The organism is Candidatus Nitrosopumilus salarius BD31 (genome assembly GCF_000242875.2).
In the GTDB taxonomy this organism is placed as follows: domain Archaea; phylum Thermoproteota; class Nitrososphaeria; order Nitrososphaerales; family Nitrosopumilaceae; genus Nitrosopumilus; species Nitrosopumilus salarius.
Genome location: NZ_AEXL02000016.1, coordinates 1 through 19,381 on the forward strand (window position 1 = coordinate 1; position 19,381 = coordinate 19,381).

At 33.9% G+C, this 19,381-nt stretch carries 20 protein-coding genes, 1 tRNA gene and 1 other RNA gene; 10 read left to right on the forward strand and 12 right to left on the reverse strand.

What is annotated here, in order from left to right; all coding sequences use genetic code 11:
* The 4 genes from dnaK to BD31_RS00435 all read left to right on the forward strand — a co-directional run.
* Positions 1-1,705, forward strand: a 1,705-nt coding sequence (gene dnaK / locus BD31_RS00420) for a molecular chaperone DnaK (RefSeq protein ID WP_008296860.1), incomplete at its 5' end; no start/stop codon positions are given.
* A gap of 49 nt (positions 1,706-1,754) precedes the next feature.
* Positions 1,755-2,807 (forward strand): molecular chaperone DnaJ, encoded by a 1,053-nt coding sequence (gene dnaJ, locus BD31_RS00425; RefSeq protein WP_008296857.1) that lies wholly within the window; start codon positions 1,755-1,757, stop codon positions 2,805-2,807.
* Positions 2,808-2,815: 8 nt separating this feature from the next.
* Complete coding sequence (locus tag BD31_RS00430) at positions 2,816-3,349, forward strand: 5' nucleotidase, NT5C type (protein WP_048097294.1); 534 nt, start codon at positions 2,816-2,818, stop codon at positions 3,347-3,349.
* A 240-nt stretch (positions 3,350-3,589) separates the two neighbouring features.
* A tRNA-Leu gene (locus BD31_RS00435) sits at positions 3,590-3,674 on the forward strand.
* A 6-nt stretch (positions 3,675-3,680) separates the two neighbouring features.
* On the opposite strand, the gene gatE is transcribed toward BD31_RS00435, so the two are convergent.
* The 3 genes from gatE to BD31_RS00450 are packed head-to-tail and all read right to left on the reverse strand — an operon-like array spanning position 3,681 to position 9,109.
* Entirely contained in the window at positions 3,681-5,588 is a 1,908-nt protein-coding gene (gene gatE, locus BD31_RS00440; RefSeq protein ID WP_008296853.1) for a Glu-tRNA(Gln) amidotransferase subunit GatE, read from the reverse strand.
* Positions 5,589-5,600: 12 nt separating this feature from the next.
* A complete protein-coding gene (gatD, locus tag BD31_RS00445) occupies positions 5,601-6,890 on the reverse strand; it encodes a Glu-tRNA(Gln) amidotransferase subunit GatD (RefSeq protein ID WP_008296910.1) in 1,290 nt (429 codons plus the stop codon).
* A 32-nt stretch (positions 6,891-6,922) separates the two neighbouring features.
* Complete coding sequence (locus BD31_RS00450; RefSeq protein ID WP_008296891.1) at positions 6,923-9,109, reverse strand: CDC48 family AAA ATPase; 2,187 nt, start codon at positions 9,107-9,109, stop codon at positions 6,923-6,925.
* A 103-nt stretch (positions 9,110-9,212) separates the two neighbouring features.
* Between BD31_RS00450 and BD31_RS00455 the strand changes: the two genes are divergently transcribed.
* Together BD31_RS00455 and BD31_RS00460 are read left to right on the forward strand one after the other, a co-directional pair.
* Positions 9,213-9,947, forward strand: coding sequence for a 50S ribosomal protein L2 (locus BD31_RS00455; RefSeq protein ID WP_008296877.1), 735 nt, complete (start codon positions 9,213-9,215; stop codon positions 9,945-9,947).
* 47 nt (positions 9,948-9,994) lie between these two features.
* Positions 9,995-10,273: an acylphosphatase gene (locus BD31_RS00460; RefSeq protein WP_008296849.1), complete on the forward strand. Its 279-nt coding sequence runs from the start codon at positions 9,995-9,997 to the stop codon at positions 10,271-10,273.
* Here BD31_RS00460 and BD31_RS00465 read toward each other — a convergent pair.
* The 4 genes from BD31_RS00465 to BD31_RS00475 form a co-directional block, all read right to left on the reverse strand.
* Positions 10,270-10,602 carry a DUF5655 domain-containing protein gene (locus BD31_RS00465; protein ID WP_008296904.1) on the reverse strand — a complete coding sequence of 111 codons (333 nt, stop codon included), beginning with the start codon at positions 10,600-10,602 and terminating at the stop codon, positions 10,270-10,272. The genes BD31_RS00460 and BD31_RS00465 overlap by 4 nt on opposite strands.
* 32 nt (positions 10,603-10,634) lie before the next feature.
* Positions 10,635-10,946, reverse strand: an RNA gene (ffs, locus tag BD31_RS09730) — signal recognition particle sRNA.
* A gap of 34 nt (positions 10,947-10,980) precedes the next feature.
* Positions 10,981-11,895 (reverse strand): TIGR00269 family protein, encoded by a 915-nt coding sequence (locus BD31_RS00470; protein ID WP_008296893.1) that lies wholly within the window; start codon positions 11,893-11,895, stop codon positions 10,981-10,983.
* A 43-nt stretch (positions 11,896-11,938) separates the two neighbouring features.
* Positions 11,939-13,090: a site-2 protease family protein gene (locus BD31_RS00475; RefSeq protein ID WP_048097295.1), complete on the reverse strand. Its 1,152-nt coding sequence runs from the start codon at positions 13,088-13,090 to the stop codon at positions 11,939-11,941.
* A gap of 88 nt (positions 13,091-13,178) precedes the next feature.
* On the opposite strand from BD31_RS00475, the gene cutA reads away from it, so the two are divergent.
* Positions 13,179-13,490, forward strand: coding sequence for a divalent-cation tolerance protein CutA (gene cutA / locus BD31_RS00480; RefSeq protein ID WP_008296923.1), 312 nt, complete (start codon positions 13,179-13,181; stop codon positions 13,488-13,490).
* Here the strand turns inward: cutA and BD31_RS00485 are convergent.
* Positions 13,487-14,530, reverse strand: a complete 1,044-nt coding sequence (locus tag BD31_RS00485; RefSeq protein ID WP_008296831.1) for an mRNA surveillance protein pelota — start codon at positions 14,528-14,530, stop codon at positions 13,487-13,489. The two genes, cutA and BD31_RS00485, sit on opposite strands and share 4 nt — an antisense overlap.
* Positions 14,531-14,562: 32 nt before the next feature.
* Entirely contained in the window at positions 14,563-14,979 is a 417-nt protein-coding gene (locus tag BD31_RS00490; RefSeq protein WP_008296895.1) for a hypothetical protein, read from the reverse strand.
* A 171-nt stretch (positions 14,980-15,150) separates the two neighbouring features.
* Between BD31_RS00490 and BD31_RS00495 the strand changes: the two genes are divergently transcribed.
* Positions 15,151-15,570 carry a secondary thiamine-phosphate synthase enzyme YjbQ gene (locus BD31_RS00495; RefSeq protein WP_008296932.1) on the forward strand — a complete coding sequence of 140 codons (420 nt, stop codon included), beginning with the start codon at positions 15,151-15,153 and terminating at the stop codon, positions 15,568-15,570.
* Here BD31_RS00495 and BD31_RS10180 read toward each other — a convergent pair whose 3' ends face one another.
* From BD31_RS10180 to BD31_RS00505, 3 genes are read right to left on the reverse strand one after another with little or no spacing between them, the layout of a single operon-like run.
* Positions 15,571-15,735, reverse strand: a complete 165-nt coding sequence (locus BD31_RS10180) for a hypothetical protein (protein ID WP_008296916.1) — start codon at positions 15,733-15,735, stop codon at positions 15,571-15,573.
* A 41-nt stretch (positions 15,736-15,776) separates the two neighbouring features.
* On the reverse strand, positions 15,777-16,226 hold the full coding sequence (locus BD31_RS00500; RefSeq protein WP_008296848.1) for a metal-dependent transcriptional regulator: 450 nt from the start codon (positions 16,224-16,226) through the stop codon (positions 15,777-15,779).
* Between the two features lies 1 nt (position 16,227).
* On the reverse strand, positions 16,228-16,995 hold the full coding sequence (locus BD31_RS00505) for a TrmB family transcriptional regulator (protein ID WP_008296865.1): 768 nt from the start codon (positions 16,993-16,995) through the stop codon (positions 16,228-16,230).
* Between the two features lie 103 nt (positions 16,996-17,098).
* On the opposite strand from BD31_RS00505, the gene tes reads away from it, so the two are divergent.
* A complete protein-coding gene (tes, locus tag BD31_RS00510; RefSeq protein ID WP_008296867.1) occupies positions 17,099-18,778 on the forward strand; it encodes a tetraether lipid synthase Tes in 1,680 nt (559 codons plus the stop codon).
* 80 nt (positions 18,779-18,858) lie between these two features.
* Positions 18,859-19,290: a hypothetical protein gene (locus tag BD31_RS00515; protein WP_008296850.1), complete on the forward strand. Its 432-nt coding sequence runs from the start codon at positions 18,859-18,861 to the stop codon at positions 19,288-19,290.
* Positions 19,291-19,381: the final 91 nt, after the last annotated feature.

Below are 19,381 nucleotides of genomic sequence, written 5' to 3' on the forward strand. Positions count from 1 at the left end.
TCCTGATAGAACTATAGTTGCTGCAAAAAGAAAAATGGGTTCTGATTATACTTTTAAAATTTTAGATAAGGAATACAAACCTCAACAAATTTCATCATTTATTCTTCAAAAAATCAAAAAAGACGCTGAGGCATTTATTGGCGAACCTGTAGAAAAAGCAGTAATTACTGTTCCTGCATATTTTGATGATAATCAGCGTCAAGCAACTAAAGATGCTGGAACAATTGCTGGACTTGATGTGGTTAGAATTATCAATGAACCAACAGCTGCATCTTTGGCATTTGGTCTTGATAAAATTAAAGAAGATATGAAAATTCTTGTATTTGATTTTGGTGGAGGAACATTAGATGTCACTATAATGGAAATGGGCGGTGGTGTCTTTGAAGTTCTTAGTACATCTGGTGATACTCAGTTAGGTGGTACAGATATGGATAAAGTTCTAATCGATTATGTTGTAGATGAATTTAAGAAAAAAGAAGGTATTGATCTAACTCAAGATTCAACCGCGATGACTAGAATAAGAGAAGCTTCTGAAAAAGCCAAAATTGAATTATCAACAGTAATGGAAACTGATATTAATTTACCTTTTATTGCACATGATCCATCTTCAGGTGCAAAAAATCTTGAATTGAGAATTACTAGATCTAAATTAGATGATTTGATAAGACCAATTGTTGAGCGTTGTAAACCTTCTATTCTAAAAGCATTAGAAGATGCAAAATTAACCAACTCTGATATCAAAAAAATAGTTATGGTTGGTGGACCAACAAGAATTCCTTTAGTTAAAAAATTTGTAAGTGAAGTAATTGGTCAACAAACTGAATCCGGAGTAGATCCTATGGAGGCAGTAGCAATGGGAGCTGCAATTCAGGCAGGAATTATTGCTGGAGATGTAAGCAGCGATATTGTTTTGCTTGATGTTACCCCACTTACATTAGGAATCGAAACTTTAGGTGGGGTGAGAGAACCATTAATTGAAAGAAATACGACAATTCCAACTTCAAAGAGTAAAGTTTTCACAACTGCAGCTGACAATCAAACTGCAGTAACTATTCACATTGTTCAAGGTGAAAGACCTATGGCCACTGATAATGTGTCATTAGGAAGCTTTAATCTTACAGATCTACCGCCAGCTCCACGAGGAATTCCACAAATTGAAGTAAAATTTGATATTGATGCTAACGGAATTATCAATGTTACAGCTAAAGATCTGGGAACACAAAAAGAGGCAAAAATCACAATTGAATCATCATCCAAATTATCTAAAGATGAAATTGAAAAATTAAAAGAGGATGCAGAAAAATTCTCTGATGAAGATAAAAAGAAGAAAGAAAAAATTGATCTAAAAAATGAAGCTGAGAGCTATATTTACACTACAGAAAAATTAGTCAATCATGATCTTAAAGACAAAATTTCTCAAGAACAGGGAATTAAGATCACCGATGCTGTAAAAGAAGTCAAAGAAGTTCTTGATAAAGAGCCATCTGAATTAAAACCTAAACTTGAAGCATTACAAACTATGGTTAGTGAAGTTACCACGGAACTTTACAAAAATGCTTCACCACCACCTGGTGCTGAAGGACAACAGGGTGCTGAAGGACAACAGGGTGCTGAAGGACAACAGGGTGCTGAAGGACAACAGGGTGCTGAAGGACATAGCCAAACAAATGAATCATCTTCAACTGATGAAACAAAAACCAACTAGTTTTCCAGATTCAATCATTTATACTGTAATTATGCTTAAGGAATGATTCATGGCAGCAAAACGAGATTATTATGAAGTTTTGGGCGTCTCTAAATCATCTTCAATTGATGAAATTAAACAACAATATAGGAAATTAGCATTAAAATTTCACCCTGATCGTAACAAGTCCTCAGATGCTGGCGAGCATTTCAAAGAAATTTCTGAAGCATATGCAGTTCTTTCTGATCCTCAGAAAAAACAAATCTATGATCAACATGGTCATGCTGGTGTTGATGACAGATTTACAAGCGAGGATATTTTTCAAGGCGCACGAGGAGCTGGATTTGATTCTATTTTTGAATCAATCTTTGGTCGTGGAGGTGGATTCGGTTTTACTCAACAACGTGGTTCTGATATTCTTTATGAAACTACAGTAACATTAGAAGATGTTTTACATGGAAAAAAAATTGAGATTGATCTACAGAAACAAATTCAATGTGATGTTTGTAATGGATCTGGTTGTAAACCTGGTACTAACAAAAAAACATGTACTACATGTAATGGTCAAGGTCAGGTAAGACAAAGTCGTAATATGGGGTTTGCATCATTTGTAACAGCTGCACCATGTCCCACCTGTAGAGGTCAAGGATTTAGCATTGAAACACCTTGTAGTGAATGTAAAGGACAAGGAAGGAAAAAAGGTACCAAGAAAGTCTCTTTTGAAATTCCACCTGGTATTGATTCAGGTGATTATACTGTTCCTGAAGAAGGAAATGAAATTCCTGATGGTTCAAATGGTGATCTAATTGTAAGAATTAGGGTTCAACCTCATTCTAAATTCACTAGAGATGGAAAAGATATTTTCTATGATCAGGATGTTTCAATGGTTGATGCAGCATTAGGTAGTGAAATTACTGTTCCAACCTTGGAAGGTACAGAAAAAATTAAAGTTGATTCTGGTAGCCAACCAAATACTATAATCAAACTAAAGGGAAAGGGAGTTCCGCATATCAATTATAGAGGCCGAGGAGATCAATATGTCCGAATTGTGGTAAATATTCCTAAAAAACTCAATAAGCATCAAAAAAATCTTCTAGATGAATTTAAGAAAAGTAGTGAATGATTGATAAAATGAAAATTGCATTAGATGTTGATGGAGTACTTGCTGATGTCATCAAATCTTGGCTTGAGTACAGCAATACAATTAGACCAAAAATCTTCAAACATGAGATTACTGACTGGGAATTCTGGAAGAAATTTCAAATAAATCGTTTTGATTTTTATTCAGAGTTAAGTTCTTGTTGGAAAAATTGGAATTCAATACCTCCAACTGAAAAAAATTTATCATATGTCACAAAAAGTCTTTCAAATCTAGGCCAAGTAGATATCGTTACTGCAAGAGAAAAATCTACTGATTTGTTTGTAAAAAATTGGTTAACTCATCACAACATATCGTATGACAATTATGTCTCTGTAATTGATGGACCTATGAAAGCTGATTTAGATTATGATGTGTTTATTGATGATTCGCCTCTAAATGCAGCAAAATTTCTTAAACATAACAAAAAAGTAATTCTTTATTCACAACCTTGGAATGAACACATATCTGATGATAAAATTCATCGAATAAGAAATCTTTCAGAAGTAATAGATAAAATAGATTGATTAATCTTTTACAAATTTTCTGATATTTACCTGATGTCCATTTTTAATATGAGTTGAATGAGTTGTTTTTAATAACTCATTTATTTTTTCATCATTGTAGAATTTAATATTGTAACGTCCAATTACTTTTTTACAATTTTGACAATATACTTCTTTAAATTCCATTTTTTTACTTGATTATTCTGTAATTAGTTTAGAGTATAATAAAGAAACTTATTCTAGATTTCAAAAATTTACAATGCGGGAGTCGCCCAGCCTGGTCAACGGCGTAAGGTTCAGATCCTTATCTTCTAGGAGTTCGTGGGTTCAAATCCCACTTCCCGCATTATAATTAGATACTTTCTAACTTCTTTTTGATATTTTTTAAAAGAAGATCATTTATTATCTCACCAGAAACTTTGCCCCTTAGTTCTTTCATGGCAATTCCCATCAATGGTCCTATTGATCTTTCTTTTTGATTTTTAATAATTTCATGATTCTTTTCTACTATATTTTCAATAATTTTCTCTAATTCTGCTTTATCTACAGCCTCAATCGAAGTGTTTTTCAATGCTTCTTCAGTGGTTTTTGATTTACCAGACATAATATTTTCAAATATTATCTCAATTGACTCTTTGGCTATTTTTCCATCTTCTAATAATTCAAATGTTCTGATAATCTCATCATTTTTTAACAAGTCTGAATCTAATCCACTTCTTTCCAAATTTGTAATTGTAGAGCATAGAATTGATGCAACAAAAGTAGGATTGTTTTTAGTTTTCTCTACTATGTTTTCAAATAATTCAATGTATCTAGAATCAAAAATTTGTTCTGCAAGTTGTGGATTAATTTTATACTTTGTTTGTAATTCCTTAATAGATTCATCCCAAGATTTTGGTATGTTTTTTTGTATTTCTTCTAATTCATTTTTTGTAATTATGATTGGTGGAATATCTGTTTCAGGATACATTCTTGCTGCACCTGGTCTTGGTCTCAGAAATTTTGTTTCGCCTGCTTGAGTAGCTAATCGTGTATCAATGGGTATGCCTTCATTTTTGATATATTCAATTCTTAGAATTATTTGGTTTATCACCGTGAATATTTTTTCCTCCGGTGCAGCTAAAATCAAATATGCATCACTGTCATAAATTTTCAAGTTTTCTTTTAAGATTCCTATGTCTGATTCTTCTACTCCATAATTTGGTAATTCATCTGAATGAAAAACTCCTCCTATTCCAAAAAATCGTACCAGTTCTGCTACTTCTTTTCCTAATCGTATGCCTTCATATGGCGAATATCCGAAAATTCCTGCCAAATTTCTAAAGGATATGGCAAAAATTTTTTGATTTTGTTTTATAGCCTTTTGAATAATTTTTGATTTGCATTTTGAAAATAATTCAGTAATGTCTTTTTTATCTGATTCATCATTATATCTCCAATTTTTTTCATTTAATTTTTTTGAGATTAATAGTAATCCGTGCTGTCTTTTTGCTTCATATTCTACCACTTTTTCTAATTGATCTAATTGTTGTACTCCTTTCACTTCAATTACTACCCCCCCTTCTTTAATTGAAACATTGACATCTTGTCTAATGGAGCCTAAACCCCTCCTTACTTTTTTTGTAGTTCGCAAAATTCTTCCTAAAGATAAAGCAATTTTTTTAATTTGATCTGATTCCACTTCAAAAGGATCTGTTGCAATTTCAACTAGTGGGACTCCTAGACGTTCTAATCCATACTTTCTTACAGAACCTTCATCACCTAATATTTTTGCAGCATCTTCTTCGAGGCAAATTGATTGAATCCCGATCTTTGTTTCTCCAACCTCGTAGAATCCACCTTGTGAAATTAACATTGTTCGTTGAAATCCAGTCGTATTGGAACCGTCAATTACCGTTTTTCTCATGGGGTAGATTTCACTGAAAATATTTGATTTTAATATGGATGAAATAATTAAAGCAATTTTTCTTGCATCATTATCTAATTCATGTGGTGGTTCTTCATCTTGTTCTACTAGACAACTACTCTCTGGATTTGCATAATACATTATGGTTTTTGATTTTGTACTCTCAAATAATGCTGCAGGATCAAATTCACCTAATTCACTTTTAGACGCTCGTAATTTTCTCTGGAATTTTATTGTGTATTCATCTGATTCTATAGGTTTACAATTACAAAATAATTTTTTATTTGTTGCAAGCTGTTGATGAATCTCTAATCCAACTTTAACGCCTAAATCTTTGATCGAAAATTCTTTCATCGTTAATCCTAATTACGTTGAAAACTCGGATGCTATTTTATTTAGCATAATTTCTTTAATCTCGTTACTATTTTCACTATTCCCAGTTGCCCACATTGCCTTAACTAATGCAATCTCTGGAATCATATCTTCTAGAGGAATTATTCCTAAATTCAGTAGATCTCTTCCACTTTCATAAACTGTCATTCTAACCCTTCCATCAATACATTGTGAGGTCATTCCCATAAAGATGCCTCTTTCATTAGCAATTTTTATCATTGGATACATATTTTTTCCAACATGTCCTAACCCTGTACCTTCAAAAATTATTGCTTTGTATCCTGAATCTATTATTGTTTTTAACATGTTGGGATCATATCCTGGGTGATATTTTACTAGGGCAACTTTTTGATTTAATTTAATTTTATGTTTATATTCTTTAATTGTAAAAAAATCATTTTTCATATTTCTATGAATTTCATTATTGTAAATCATAAATGCTGGATTATTACCAATTGTTTGAAAAGCTCCTCTTTTACTTGTATGGTTTTTTCTAACTCTAGTTCCAATATGACATGCAATAGTTTCATCATTTTCGTCTTGGTGCATTACTACATAGATTCCGTTTGTCTTACACTCCACAAGAAATTTTACTGCTCCGATTAAATTTAGAGCTGCATCTGATGAAGCACGATCTGATGATCTTTGTGAGCCGACTAATGCGATAGGTAATGGAAAACCTGCAAGTGAAAAAGATAGAAATGCTGATGTATAATGCATTGTATCTGTTCCATGAGCAACAATGATTCCTGAATAATCTGATTTAGAATAATCATTGATATTTTCGGCTATCTTTAACCAATGTTCTGGCATTATGTTTTCAGAATATTCTGAAAATAATACTTTTGCATCAATATTTGCAATTTTTGCAAGCTCCGGAACTGATGAATTTAATTCCTCTGCCGTTAAAACTGGTGTGACTGCACCTGTTCTATAATCAATCTTACTTGCAATTGTTCCTCCTGTAGATAATAGTAAAATTTTCGGCAATCCTTCAACTTGTTTTGCCTCTTCGATTTTTTCAATTATTTTTTCTGCGGATTTTATTTTTTCAATACTTGTAATATTTTCAATTTCTAAGCCAATGTTGTAACCACTTCTCAATTTTAAAACAATGTGTTTGTCATCACTATGTTCGTATCTGGGCATAATGATGCCTGAGTAAGTAAGATCTGCTAATATTTTGACGGAATCTCCTACTGAAATCTGCTTTGACTTTAAAAATTCTAATGAATTTCCTTGATATCCTGTATATTCTGACATTTAGGAAGATTAGATTTGTTATTTAATTAAAACTACCTGTAGTAGGAAGCTACTAATTTTTCGCCTAACTTGAGGTCTTTTTGTTCTCTTACTTTCTTTACTGCTTCCTCAAAGTGTTTCATAGTTACTTTTGCATCCATACTGTTTTTCTCAATATCTTTGACATCCGGATGTGAATCTAAGAATTCATGAATTACTATTGATACTGCAGTATTTGCAATGGATGCTGTATCAGCTCCACTTAGACCATCTGTTAATTCAGCAATTTTATCAATATCTACACGCTGTGGATCGTTTTCATCAATATTTGTTGGTATTTTTGCAGCGTTAATTTTCAAGATACTCTTTCTACTTTCTTTATCTGGAAGCGGAATCTGAATAATCTTATCAAATCTTCCAGGTCTTAGTAATGCAGGATCAATCATATCTGCTCTGTTTGTTGCAGCCAAAACTATGACTCCGTGCATATTTTCCATCCCGTCCAATTCTGTAAGTAATTGGCTGACAACTCTTTCAGTAACTGCTGTTTCTCCACCTGCTCCCCTAATTGGTGCAATTGAATCAATTTCATCAAAGAATACTACACATGGAGCTGATTGACGTGCTCTCTTGAAAATCTCTCTTATTCCTCTTTCTGATTCACCAACCCATTTTGACAAAAGTTCAGGTCCTCTCACTGATACGAAGTTTGCTTCACTTTGTGTAGCTACTGCTTTTGCAAGTAGTGTTTTTCCTGTACCACTTGGGCCATGAAGTAATATTCCTCTTGGCATTTTATGTCCTAGTTTATCATACAGTCCTGGATATTTCATTGGCCATTCAACAGCCTCTTGTAATTCTCGTTTAACATCTTCTAAACCTCCAACATCTTCCCACTTTACGTCTGGGTTCTCAATGAAAACTTCTCTCATTCCAGATGGAGTTACCTCAATCAATGCTTTCTGGAAATCTTCATGATTAACAATTAATTTATCCAAAGTTTCAGGAGGAAGTTTTTCTTCTTCCAAATTTAGAACCGGTAATAATCTTCTCAAACACTTCATTGCAGCCTCTTTACAAAGATATTCCAAGTCTGCACCCACATATCCATGACTAACTGCTGAGATTTTTTCAATGTCTACATCATCTGACAATGGCATATTTCTACTATGAATTGAAAGAATGTCTTTTCTTCCTTTCTTATCTGGAACTTTAATCTCAATTTCTCTATCAAATCTTCCAGGTCTTCTAAGTGCAGGATCTATGGCATTTGGTCTGTTTGTTGCTGCAATTACAATTACTTTTCCCCTTGCTTCCAATCCATCCATTAATGATAACATTTGTGAAACTACTCTTCTTTCTACTTCCCCTGTTACTTCTTCTCTCTTTGGCGCAATAGAATCAATTTCATCTACAAAAATAATTGATGGAGCTTTTTCTCTAGCTTCTTTGAAAATTTCTCTTAATCTTGCTTCACTTTCACCATAAAACTTACTCATAATTTCTGGACCTGATATGCTGATGAAATGAGCTTGACTTTCATTTGCTACTGCTTTTGCAAGTAATGTTTTTCCTGTTCCTGGAGGTCCATACAACAAAACACCCTTTGGCGCTTCAATACCTAACTTTTCAAAAATTTCTGGATGTCTTAATGGAAGCTCAATCATTTCTCTGACTTTCTTAATCTCATTTGATATTCCACCGATATCCTCATAGGTCACTTGTGGAACTCCACGTAGAGTCTCCCCTTTTTCTGCAATATGGAAAACAGTTTTTTGAGTTACTAGTACTGCATCAGCTGAAGGTGTTACTCCTATTACTTGAAAAGTCAAACGTCCACCGAAATATGGGACCATTACATTATCTCCTTTTATCAAAGGAACGCTTTCTAAAGCATCTGCAAGATATCTTTCATCTATAGGAGGTATTGCCTCTAATGGTGCAACTACCACTTTTTCTGCAGCTACTGCTTTTATTTTTCTAACTGAAATTGTATCGCCAATTGCAATTCCTGAGTTATTTCTTCCTAGTCCGTCAATTCTGATAATCCCTTTTCCTTCATCTGATGGATATAGAGGAAGACATTTTGCAACTGTTCTTCGTTTACCCTTAATTTCTATTACATCACCTGTAGATGCATTTAATGTGTCCATAGAATCATAATCAATTCTTGCTACTCCTCTTCCAACATCTCTTGTATATGCTTCAAGAACTTTGAGAGAAAGAGCATTTTGACTCATAAATAAAACCCCTCACTCTAATTTTTATACCTTTGTGGTAATTTCTCGAAATTACAAAGAATACCACAAGCTTAAAATCCTCTTTACGTAGGAAACGATCAACTTGGGTAAGAGACCATTAGTTCGAAGACGAGGCCGAGGAGGACATCAATTTAGATCTACATCTACTGGTAAAGTAGGCTCAAAAGCAAATTATCCTCGTTTTCCACTAGCAGAACAACATGAAGGTGAAATTATCGATCTAGTTCATGAACGTGGTAGAGAAGCACCATTAGCAAAAATCAGATTTGAAAATGGTTCTGTTTCATTTGTTCCAGCAATACTTGGTGCTAAAGTGGGTGAAGTTTTACAATTTGGATTAAAATCAACAATAGAAAATGGAAATGTAATTAGTATTCAAAATATTCCTGATGGTACAATTGTATGTAATATTGAGAAGCACTTTGGAGATGGTGGTGCTATTGTTAAATCTGCAGGTACTAATGCTACAGTCTTCTCTCATGGTGATGATGGTGTTACTGTCAAACTACCTTCTGGTAAATTTGCTACATTAAACCCAAAAAATAGAGCGATGATTGGCACTCTTGCTGGTGGTGGGGCTACTGAAAGATTTTTTATGAGTGCAGGTAACAAATGGCGTAGTTTTAGAGCTAAAGGAAAGAAATATCCAATTGTTAGAGGTGTTGCTCAAGCAGCTTATGTTCATCCACACGGTGGTGGTCGTCACCAACACGTTGGACAAAGTTCAACAGTTTCTAGAGATGCACCTCCTGGTGCAAAGGTAGGTAGTATTGCTGCCAGAAAGACTGGTAGAGCTAGAATTAAAGAAAGAAAGTAGTTCTTTTAGGCTAAAATTGATTAATACCTTTTAGAAAAATAACTTTAATGTCCAAACAGCGCATTAGAATTTTTGTGACTGGTAAAGTACAAGGCGTTTTTTTTCGTCAGGCACTAAAAGTAATGGCAAAAAAAAATGATGTTTTTGGATGGGTTAAAAATCTCAAAGATGGACGCGTTGAAGCTGTTTTGGAAGGAGATGAAGAAAAAGTTAGCAGACTTGTAGAATGGGCTCATGGAGGTCCAGCTAATGCAAGAGTTGAAGATGTGGATATACGTAATGAAAAATTTACCAGCGAATTTTCAACATTTGATGTTTTATACTAATGAATTTCTTCAAATGCGTCTTTTATTGTTTGACTAAATTCTGAAATTTTTTGATCTTTTTTGATCTGAATTGTTTGAATTGGATCCTTTCTGCTTTTTTGAATTTTTATAATTACTCCTTCTTTCTCAGGTTCCACATCTACAAACCATCTAAATGTCATTGATTTACAAAAAACAACTCTATGCATTCTTACATCTTCTACTACTTTGTCACCTAAAGAGAAACAAAATTCTCTAATTGAATCAAAAAGTGGTAATACCGAATTTGGAATCTGTTTCTTAAAATCCTCATAACTTTTTTTATTTCCAAATGAGATTATTCCTTCCATGAGTTTAGAAATTTAATTTTAATTATAAATGGTAGTAGATCTGCTGGTTCCAGTCTAGACGAATAGCCCCATTTCAAGGCATACAAGATCCGCCACGTTGACGAGGAAGCGTGGATGCTCCACCTTAGGATTGCTCCCTCCCGGACCTCATCCCTTTCGATAGTTCGGTCTTAGAAGTTATTCCTTCGAATAGTTCTAGTCCTGCAACCACCCGCCTCGGCGTGATTTCATTTCCGCACACCAAGCGGGAATTACCCATCTAGAGATTTACCCAACAGTTGCTGATCTCTGCATATAGCCGGTTTCAGAATAGGGCACGGCTGGCACCCTGATCTTACCTACTACCATTTTTTCTTAGAAAGTATTGTTATATTTGCATTAGGTTTGATTTTCTTTTAGTTTTAAAACCATGCTACAAACTGAGCATACATTTCCAGTACATTCACTTCCACATTTTGTACATGTTGTTTTTTGTTTGGAATTTGAATTCTTTACAATTTGAGATACTTTGAGAATTGATTGATACAAATTATTTTTAATTCCACTATGTTGATTTTCCAATGAATTCAGAAACTCACGAATTTCTGTTCTGATTCCTTCATTCATGTGTGGACAAGGTTCGGATTGAAATGGCATATTATTTGTAAATGCATAAAATACTATTTCAGATTCATATATCTCACAAAATGGTTTTATTTTTCTTAAAGAATTTGAAGACGTATCAGGATCCATCCAACCAATTTTGGTTGTATCTCCTGAAAGCATGTTTATCACAAATGTTTGTAATGTATCATCTAGATTATGACCTGTAGCAATAACATCTGCTCCAACATCATTTGCTGCAAAGTCGATCGCTCTTCTTCTGAGTGTACCGCAAATTGAACATGATGAAGTTTTTTTGTTATCTCTTAACTCTAATGCCTCATCAAGTGTCATCTCAAATAGATCTTTGTAGGCATAAACTTTATGCTCTACATTTAATTCACTACAAAACTTTTCTACAATCTCTAATGCTTCATTTCTATATCCTGGAATGCCCTCGTCTATTGTAATTGCTTTAATTTGAAAATTATGAGTTGATGCCATCTCGTTAATGATTTTTAAAAGTGCTAAGGAATCTTTTCCTCCAGATACTGCTACTGCAACCAATTCATTATGTTGAATCATATTATATTTTGAAATTGTTTTGGCAGTTTTTCTCACTATTGAATTTGAGAAACATTTTGAGCATAATTTCTCACCTGAATATTTTCTAGTATATACCGCTAGATTTTCACATCTATCGCATTTCATAAATTAGGATATTTTTTTTCATTAATGATTCTTTAGGTATTTTCTATATCGTAAACCATCCAGATTTCATATATGATAACGCAATGTTGAGGCCAAATAGGGCAAAGGTGCATGCGTAAATTCCCCACATTACAATATTGATTGTTTTATCTGAAGCTCTTTTATCAATAATTGTATGAATGAATTTTCCACCATCTAATATTGGTAATGGCAGCATGTTGATTATTCCTATGAAAAATGAAATCATCCATAACCACAGCAAAAACATTGAAACATTTGGATCATTCCATTCAATGAAGTTCATTACAGGTTTGTATGCAAAAGAATTGTCTCTCATGATTCCTATCAGTCCTCTTTCGGGATCTTCAGGTGATGGCATTACTTCTAGACCAAATTTTAATGTCTGACCGTCTCTGAGTACAGTAACACTTGCAGTTTCTCCCGGATTCAAGCTGGGAAAATCTACAGGACTATGAATCGGTATGTCGTTAATTGAAGTAATAATGTCATTTGCAAGTAATCCTGCTTGTTCGGCTCCAGAGTTTTCAATTATTGATAAAATCAAAACTCCTTGAGGCAATTCATAGAATACACTTAGGAGAGGTTCAGGCAATACCATGGCAAAAAATGGATTTGTTAATAGAATGGCACCTAAAACAAATGCAAAAATTACATTTGATGTTGCTCCCGCACCAATAACTCTTAACTTTGAAATCTTTTTTGCTTTTTCGAATTCCTCTTCATCAGGCTCTACAAAACCTGCAAACATTGCAATAAATATTGCAAAGCCACCTGTTTTGATCTTTATTTTTTCAAGTGCCGCTACTATTCCATGTGCTCCTTCATGAACAACTAGTACTATTGGAATTGAAAGTAAAAAATATGCAATTGATGATGCAGAAGTCAATGTAACTCCTGGAATAAGCACAGTTAATTCTTGAAAATCTGTTTGTGCTACAAAAAAGTTTGAAACGTTATTTAATAAAAACCAAAAAGCAAAACCCATCATTATAAAACCTGCAATTACGCTTGTATCTGCAAAAACTCTGATTCCCCTTTTTGTTCTCCCTAGAATTTTTAATAGAGCTGAATTTACTCCCTTATTTTTGTACACGAGACTGTAAGATTTTATCTCAAAACCATACTTTTCTAGTTTTAGAGCTTTCGCAATTACGACTATTACTACCCAAGCTATTAAGACATAGATTATCGAATTTTGAGTAATAAAATCAAGTTCCAAACTAATTGTTAATTTTTTAAGGTACGGACATTTATCGGTTACTGTGAAACCAGTAGTAATTATCTCAACATATCCTAACAAAAAATCAATATCAAAAATTGCACAAAATCTTGTAAAAAACAAGTTAGTGGCATGTGTTAATATTTCAAAAATATCTTCAATTTATTCTTGGAATGATAAAATAGAAAATACATCGGAATATCTTGCAATATTCAAAACAATAACAAAAAACAAAACTCTTCTAAAAAAGAAAATCAAAGAAACTCATCCATATGAGATTCCTGAAATTGCAGAAGTTGATGTTACCTCTATTAACAAGTCATATCTGAATTGGTTAATAGAATCCACAAACTAGGATTCTATGGGGTATCGTAACAATGAAACTATTCCACCTAAACCCGTAACTCTTAGACCGATATCTGTAGATGAATCAACGCTGTAAATTTTTACTCCCTTACTTTCAACATCGTTTAGAAAGTCGATAATTTGTTGCTCATCATTTTCCTGAATGGCTTTATCTGAAAATACAAGAGATTCAACTGCTCCCATTTGATTTGCATTAAAAGTTTCATTGTACCCCATTGTAAATTTTCGGCTCTTTTTATTTGCAAGAATCATTATTTCATCTATGATTGATGCAGCCTTTGCCAATTTACTATCTGACATTATTTCGTGCATTGTTTGAGATTTTGTAAATGTGTAAATTCCATCTTCTCCTCCAGAATCAATGCCTTCTACAACCTGAATCTTATATTTTTGTAATTTCTCTAGAAAATTTGCAAATCGTTTTTTTGTTTCACCAGGACCAAAAATTATTATTGTATCTCCTTCTTTGAGAACTGATGATACTGCTTGTTGTGTCTGCTCAAAGAATTTCTCAATATTGAAATTAGTCTTGTATCTTTTTCCTCCTGAACCAGAATAAATGTTTGGCATAAATTCTAGATGTGTTCCTCGTAATCGTGCAATTCCACAATCAGCTGTATCGATTGCTACTAGAACAAAACTTACTTGGTTGTTAGATGACTCTAAAAGTTTTTTTTCTATTGGTAACCATTTTTTCTTTGAAATTGTAATTCCATCATTTAATTTTAGAATAAATGAATGGTGTGATCCATGTGGTACTGATTCATTACTTGATTCAGAAATTGTTCCACCAACTCTTAATCTATCTAGTACACCATCCAATGAAATTTTTTCTACTGTTAACGAAATTCTTATCTTAATTCTCTCACCTTTGTCTGGTCTTGAATAATCCTTATCTTGTTTTAGAACTCTTGTTGTATCGCCAATTACTCTGTCATTTTCTTTAATTATTCTACGTAAATTCAAGAGATCTTCAGAATCTTCTGGAATGACTGAAATTGAATTCTCATCTATAATCTTTGTAATCATGATAACGTTGAATACTACAGGAAGAAAAGAGTTTAGTTCGTAGTTTCTGTAGTCTTTGTTTCCTCAGATTTTTTCTTTAGATAGTTTTCAACCCAATCTAAAGTAAGAACCCCTGACTCTGAGAGATTTGTAAGAGAGTTTGCAGATGCCTCCCCTGTAACTTTGCCATTGTTTCTTCTAATTTGACGCCACTTTAGTGCAGTGTTGCCACTTTTTGAATTATAAATTATTCCAAGAACATCTCTTGCATTTACAAATGTAATGTCTCTGATCTTTTTCAAGGTCACTTTGTCAGCTGCCTCCACATAAATTGCTCCCAGGCTATCCTCTCTTTCTGCAAATACTTCAGAATCTTCTAAATAACTTCTTGGTGCATAAGATTTGCATGTACTTGAAATGATGAATCGTCTGAAACTTTCTAATGAAGCTGGAGTGTCAATTGTAACCATTTTGAATGATTAAACTATTAGCCATTAATCAAGCTTTTTGAAAGACTCAATAGGAATCTGACTAAAATATGGCTTGCAGGCAGTGATGAATCTATCCCTTTGATTGATGATGAAGATCTTGAGTTCTGAGCCTGCCTTATGATTTTAATGGATGATTACCGTTGAAAATCTATGAAATCATTAACAGAATATCTTACATTTGAAGTAAAAACACGAAGAGCCTTTGTAAATATCACAGAAGATGTAAGTAAACTAGTTACAAAAAGCAAAATCCAAGAGGGGTTGTGTCTTGTAAATGCAATGCACATTACTGCTAGTGTTTTCATCAATGACAATGAAGGTGGTTTGCTTCATGATTATGAAAAATGGTTAGAAGGATTGGCACCACATGAGCCAACTAGTCAATACGAGCACAACAAAACTGGTGAGGATAATGCTGATGCTCATTTAAAACGCCAAGTTATGGGAAGAGAAGTAGTGATTGCAATCACTAATGGCAATCTAGATTTTGGACCATGGGAAGAAATTTTCTATGGGGAATTTGATGGGAAAAGACCAAAACGAGTTTTAGTCAAAATAATCGGAGAATAATTATCCAAAGTCTGCATCACGCTTTTGACTTTGTGATTCATTCTTTCTTGCAGCAGCTCTGAACTCCTCATCGTGATTTTGAGGTCCATGTCCACATTTTACACATGCAATCTTGAACCCGTCATCATTTTTTTCATATGTTTCACAGCCACAAAAACATGCCATGATTGAATATAATTTCTAAGACGATATATCTTTTGGGATGGTTAAACGGAATTACAACATTGACCCATTGGAATTTCGTGATCGTGTGGACACTTTCTAGGATGCTTTAACATTGTACAAAGAGCATCTGTAAATTGTTTGTTCATGTGATGTTCTATGCCACAAACCATTTCTTCATCAATCTCTACTTTCAATGCACTGTCCATGAGTACTTCTAATAATCTACTGTTTCGCATCATGCTTGCACCTATTCGCTCACCATCTTCTGTGAGTTTCACACCTGCCTTGTTGTAATTTACTAAATTTTTATTGTTTAATTTTTTGAGCATCTGCACAACACTTGGTTGTCTGACATTTAGCATCTTTGCAATGGTGCTAATTTTTACATCCTCTCCTTTTTCTTTGATGTGCCAAATTGCTTTTAGATACATCTCTACATGTTCTGCTTCTGCAGTTCCAACAAAGAGTGTCTCATCATCTAATTCTTCCATACTATGCTTTTTTCGAGTCTTTTAATAAATATTCAAAGTACTGACGTGCAAATCCTGCCAATCCTGCATGATCTGCCCATATTGCAACAACTTCTGAAGTATTTACACCTCCAATCTCTGGACCTAGTAAAATTACCACATATCTTTTATCTGATATTATTCCTCCTCCAAACAAGCCTTTCTTGATTGTCACAGTTGCAACTCTTTTAATTGCCTTGATAGATTCTTTATCCATTTTATCTGATGTGAGTATTGTAATGTCTACTCCTTTATCGTGAAGTGATCTTAATTTTGGTAATGCTTGTTTTACTAGATCTACTCCTGCCTCAGGTAATGCAATCATTACTTCACTCCTACATGTCTCCACCATTTCTAAAATTTTGGCTACAATGTTAACGGCACCTGAAAGCACCCATATGTCTGGTCTTTCACTTGTTCCACTTTTCTCATACAGTGGAACTAATTCGTTTAAAATCACACTTTGATTTACAGAAAAATCGTTTTCCATTTTCTGTTTTGTAGTTTCTAGCCCTGTAGATGGTGATTTTGCAAAGTATTTTGTTGGTCTTGAATCATCTGAACCAATCCAGCCTTTATCTTCTAGAGTTCCCAACACTTCATAAATTTTTGAGTATGGTACTCCTGATTTTTGGCTAAGATCTGATGCAGTTAGCTCTCCTGATTTGAGGAGTGCAGAAAACGTTCTGATCTCATAACTTGTTAGCCCAATTTTTTCCAAGGCCTTTCTTGTATTGTCTGATATGCTCATATGCGATCTAATCGATCATTTTCGGTATTTAAATCAGATATGCCTGACTACTAAATTCCACCCGGGGGCGAGTATGAAATGCATTATATACCATCTCAGAAAAATGACCAATGTAGGTATGGCACTAATTCAAATATCAAATCAATCAACCAAAAATTTAGGTAAAAAGTCCACAATTAGATTCACTCAAAGTATCTGTCCAGACTGTAACATGATCTTGGATGCAGAAGTCTTTGAGCGAGATAACAAGGTCTTCATGTCCAAAGTATGTCCTACTCACGGTGAATGTGAGGAATTATACTTTGGTTCTTATGAAATGTACAAGAAATTCAGTACATACTGGATGGATGGCAAAGGTGCTCATTCTCCAAACGTAATGATTGACAAGTGTTCATGTCCAAACAACTGTGGATTATGCTCAAACCACTTGTCCCACAGCGGATTGGCAAACATGATCGTAACTAACAGATGTGATTTAACATGTTGGTATTGCTTTTTCTATGTAAAGAAAGGCCTTGAAGGCGCTTACATGTACGAGCCAGACCATACTCAAGTAAGAGCAATGATGAAGACTCTGAGGGCTGAAAGACCAATTCCAGGAAACTCTATGCAGATTACTGGTGGCGAACCAATGCTAAGAGAAGACATTGCAGATGTCATTAAAATAATGAAGGAAGAGGGTGTCGACCATATTCAAATGAACACCAATGGAATCAGACACGCAATGGATCCAGAGGCTGCACGAGAAGTAAGACTAGCTGGATGTAACAACCTGTATCTGTCATTTGACGGTGTAACTGCAAGAACAAACCCTAAAAACCATTGGGAGATTCCATACGCACTTGACAGTTGCAGAAAGACTGGAACTACAGTAGTATTTGTTCCAACAGTAATCAAATCAATTAACGACCACGAATTAGGTGGAATTATTAGATATGCACAAAAGAACATGGACGTTGTTCATGCAGTAAACTTTCAACCAGTATCTCTAACTGGAAGAATGGGTAAAGGTGAACGTGAAAAATACAGAATTACCGTTCCTGATTGTATTCAAAGAATTGAAGAGCAAACAAACGGCGAGGTAACTGTAGATGACTGGTTCCCAGTCCCAAGTTGTATGCCACTAACTAATGTAATTGAAGCATTCTCAAGCAAACCAAAGTATGAATTGTCAATCCACTTTGCTTGTGGTGCAGGAACATACATCTTTGAGGATGCAGATACAAAGAAGTTTGTTCCACTAACTAAATTCTGTGATATTCAAGGAATGCTTGAATTGTTTGAAGACAAAGCAGAAGAGATTCGCTCTGGTAAGAACAAGTACTTTACAATGCTTGAGGTTGTACGAAAACTCAAAGGATTTGTTGATACTAAAAAACAACCAGCAGGATTAGATTTAGCAAAGATGTTTGGAAATATTCTCATGAAGAGATCATTTGATTCAGTTGGTTCATGGCATGTCAAGGGATTGTTCCTTGGTATGATGCACTTTCAAGACAAATACAATGAAGACTTGGAAAGACTACAAAGATGTGATATTCACTATCTTACTCCAGACCTTAGGATAGTTCCATTCTGTGCATTTAATGTAATTCCAGAATGGTACAGAGACAGAATCCAAAAGAAATACTCTATTACCGTAGAGGAATGGGAAGAAAGAGAAGGCGTTAAACTAGAAGACGGTCTGTATAGAGGATTAATGAGACGTGGAGCAGGTGATGAACTTGCTGCTGGCTGTGCAAAGAGTCAGATGTTCCATGACGCTGCACAAGCAACAATGTAGTGTACATCATCTGATACTTTAAAATCTCACTTTGATATACTGACTAAAAGTTTTTCATTAAAAGAAAAATACTGTTTTTAATGAATACTAAACTATCTGACTCACAAACGTTAGTACTTCTTGAAGTTTTAAGAATCTTAAGGGATGAAAAAAATATAACTGCACGTAAAAAAATTTATGAATTATTTATGGATAAAAAACTAGGGACATCATCAGACAAAGAAACAAGATCCATTATAGAGAAATTAAATGGTGATTTTGATGAGATTGGTTTTCTTGTAGAAGAATTTGATATTAAGGATATGTTATTTGCATTATATTCAGATACTGTTAGAAGAGTTTGGATTGCTTTACAAAATGATATTCAAAGAGAACAAAATGAAAGGAACAAAAATGATCCAACAGCCAAAAATTTTGGCTATTATTTTACTCAACTAGCATTAGAAGCAAAAAAATACAGAGATAAAAATAATCTGAAAGAACCGGGATTTACCGATCTTAGACATTTGTAAATGTTGAAATTATTTTTCAAAGAACAATCATCTTAAAAATATCCTAATCTTGAATTTTCGTTTAACGATTGATCCTAACACCTTTAATAGA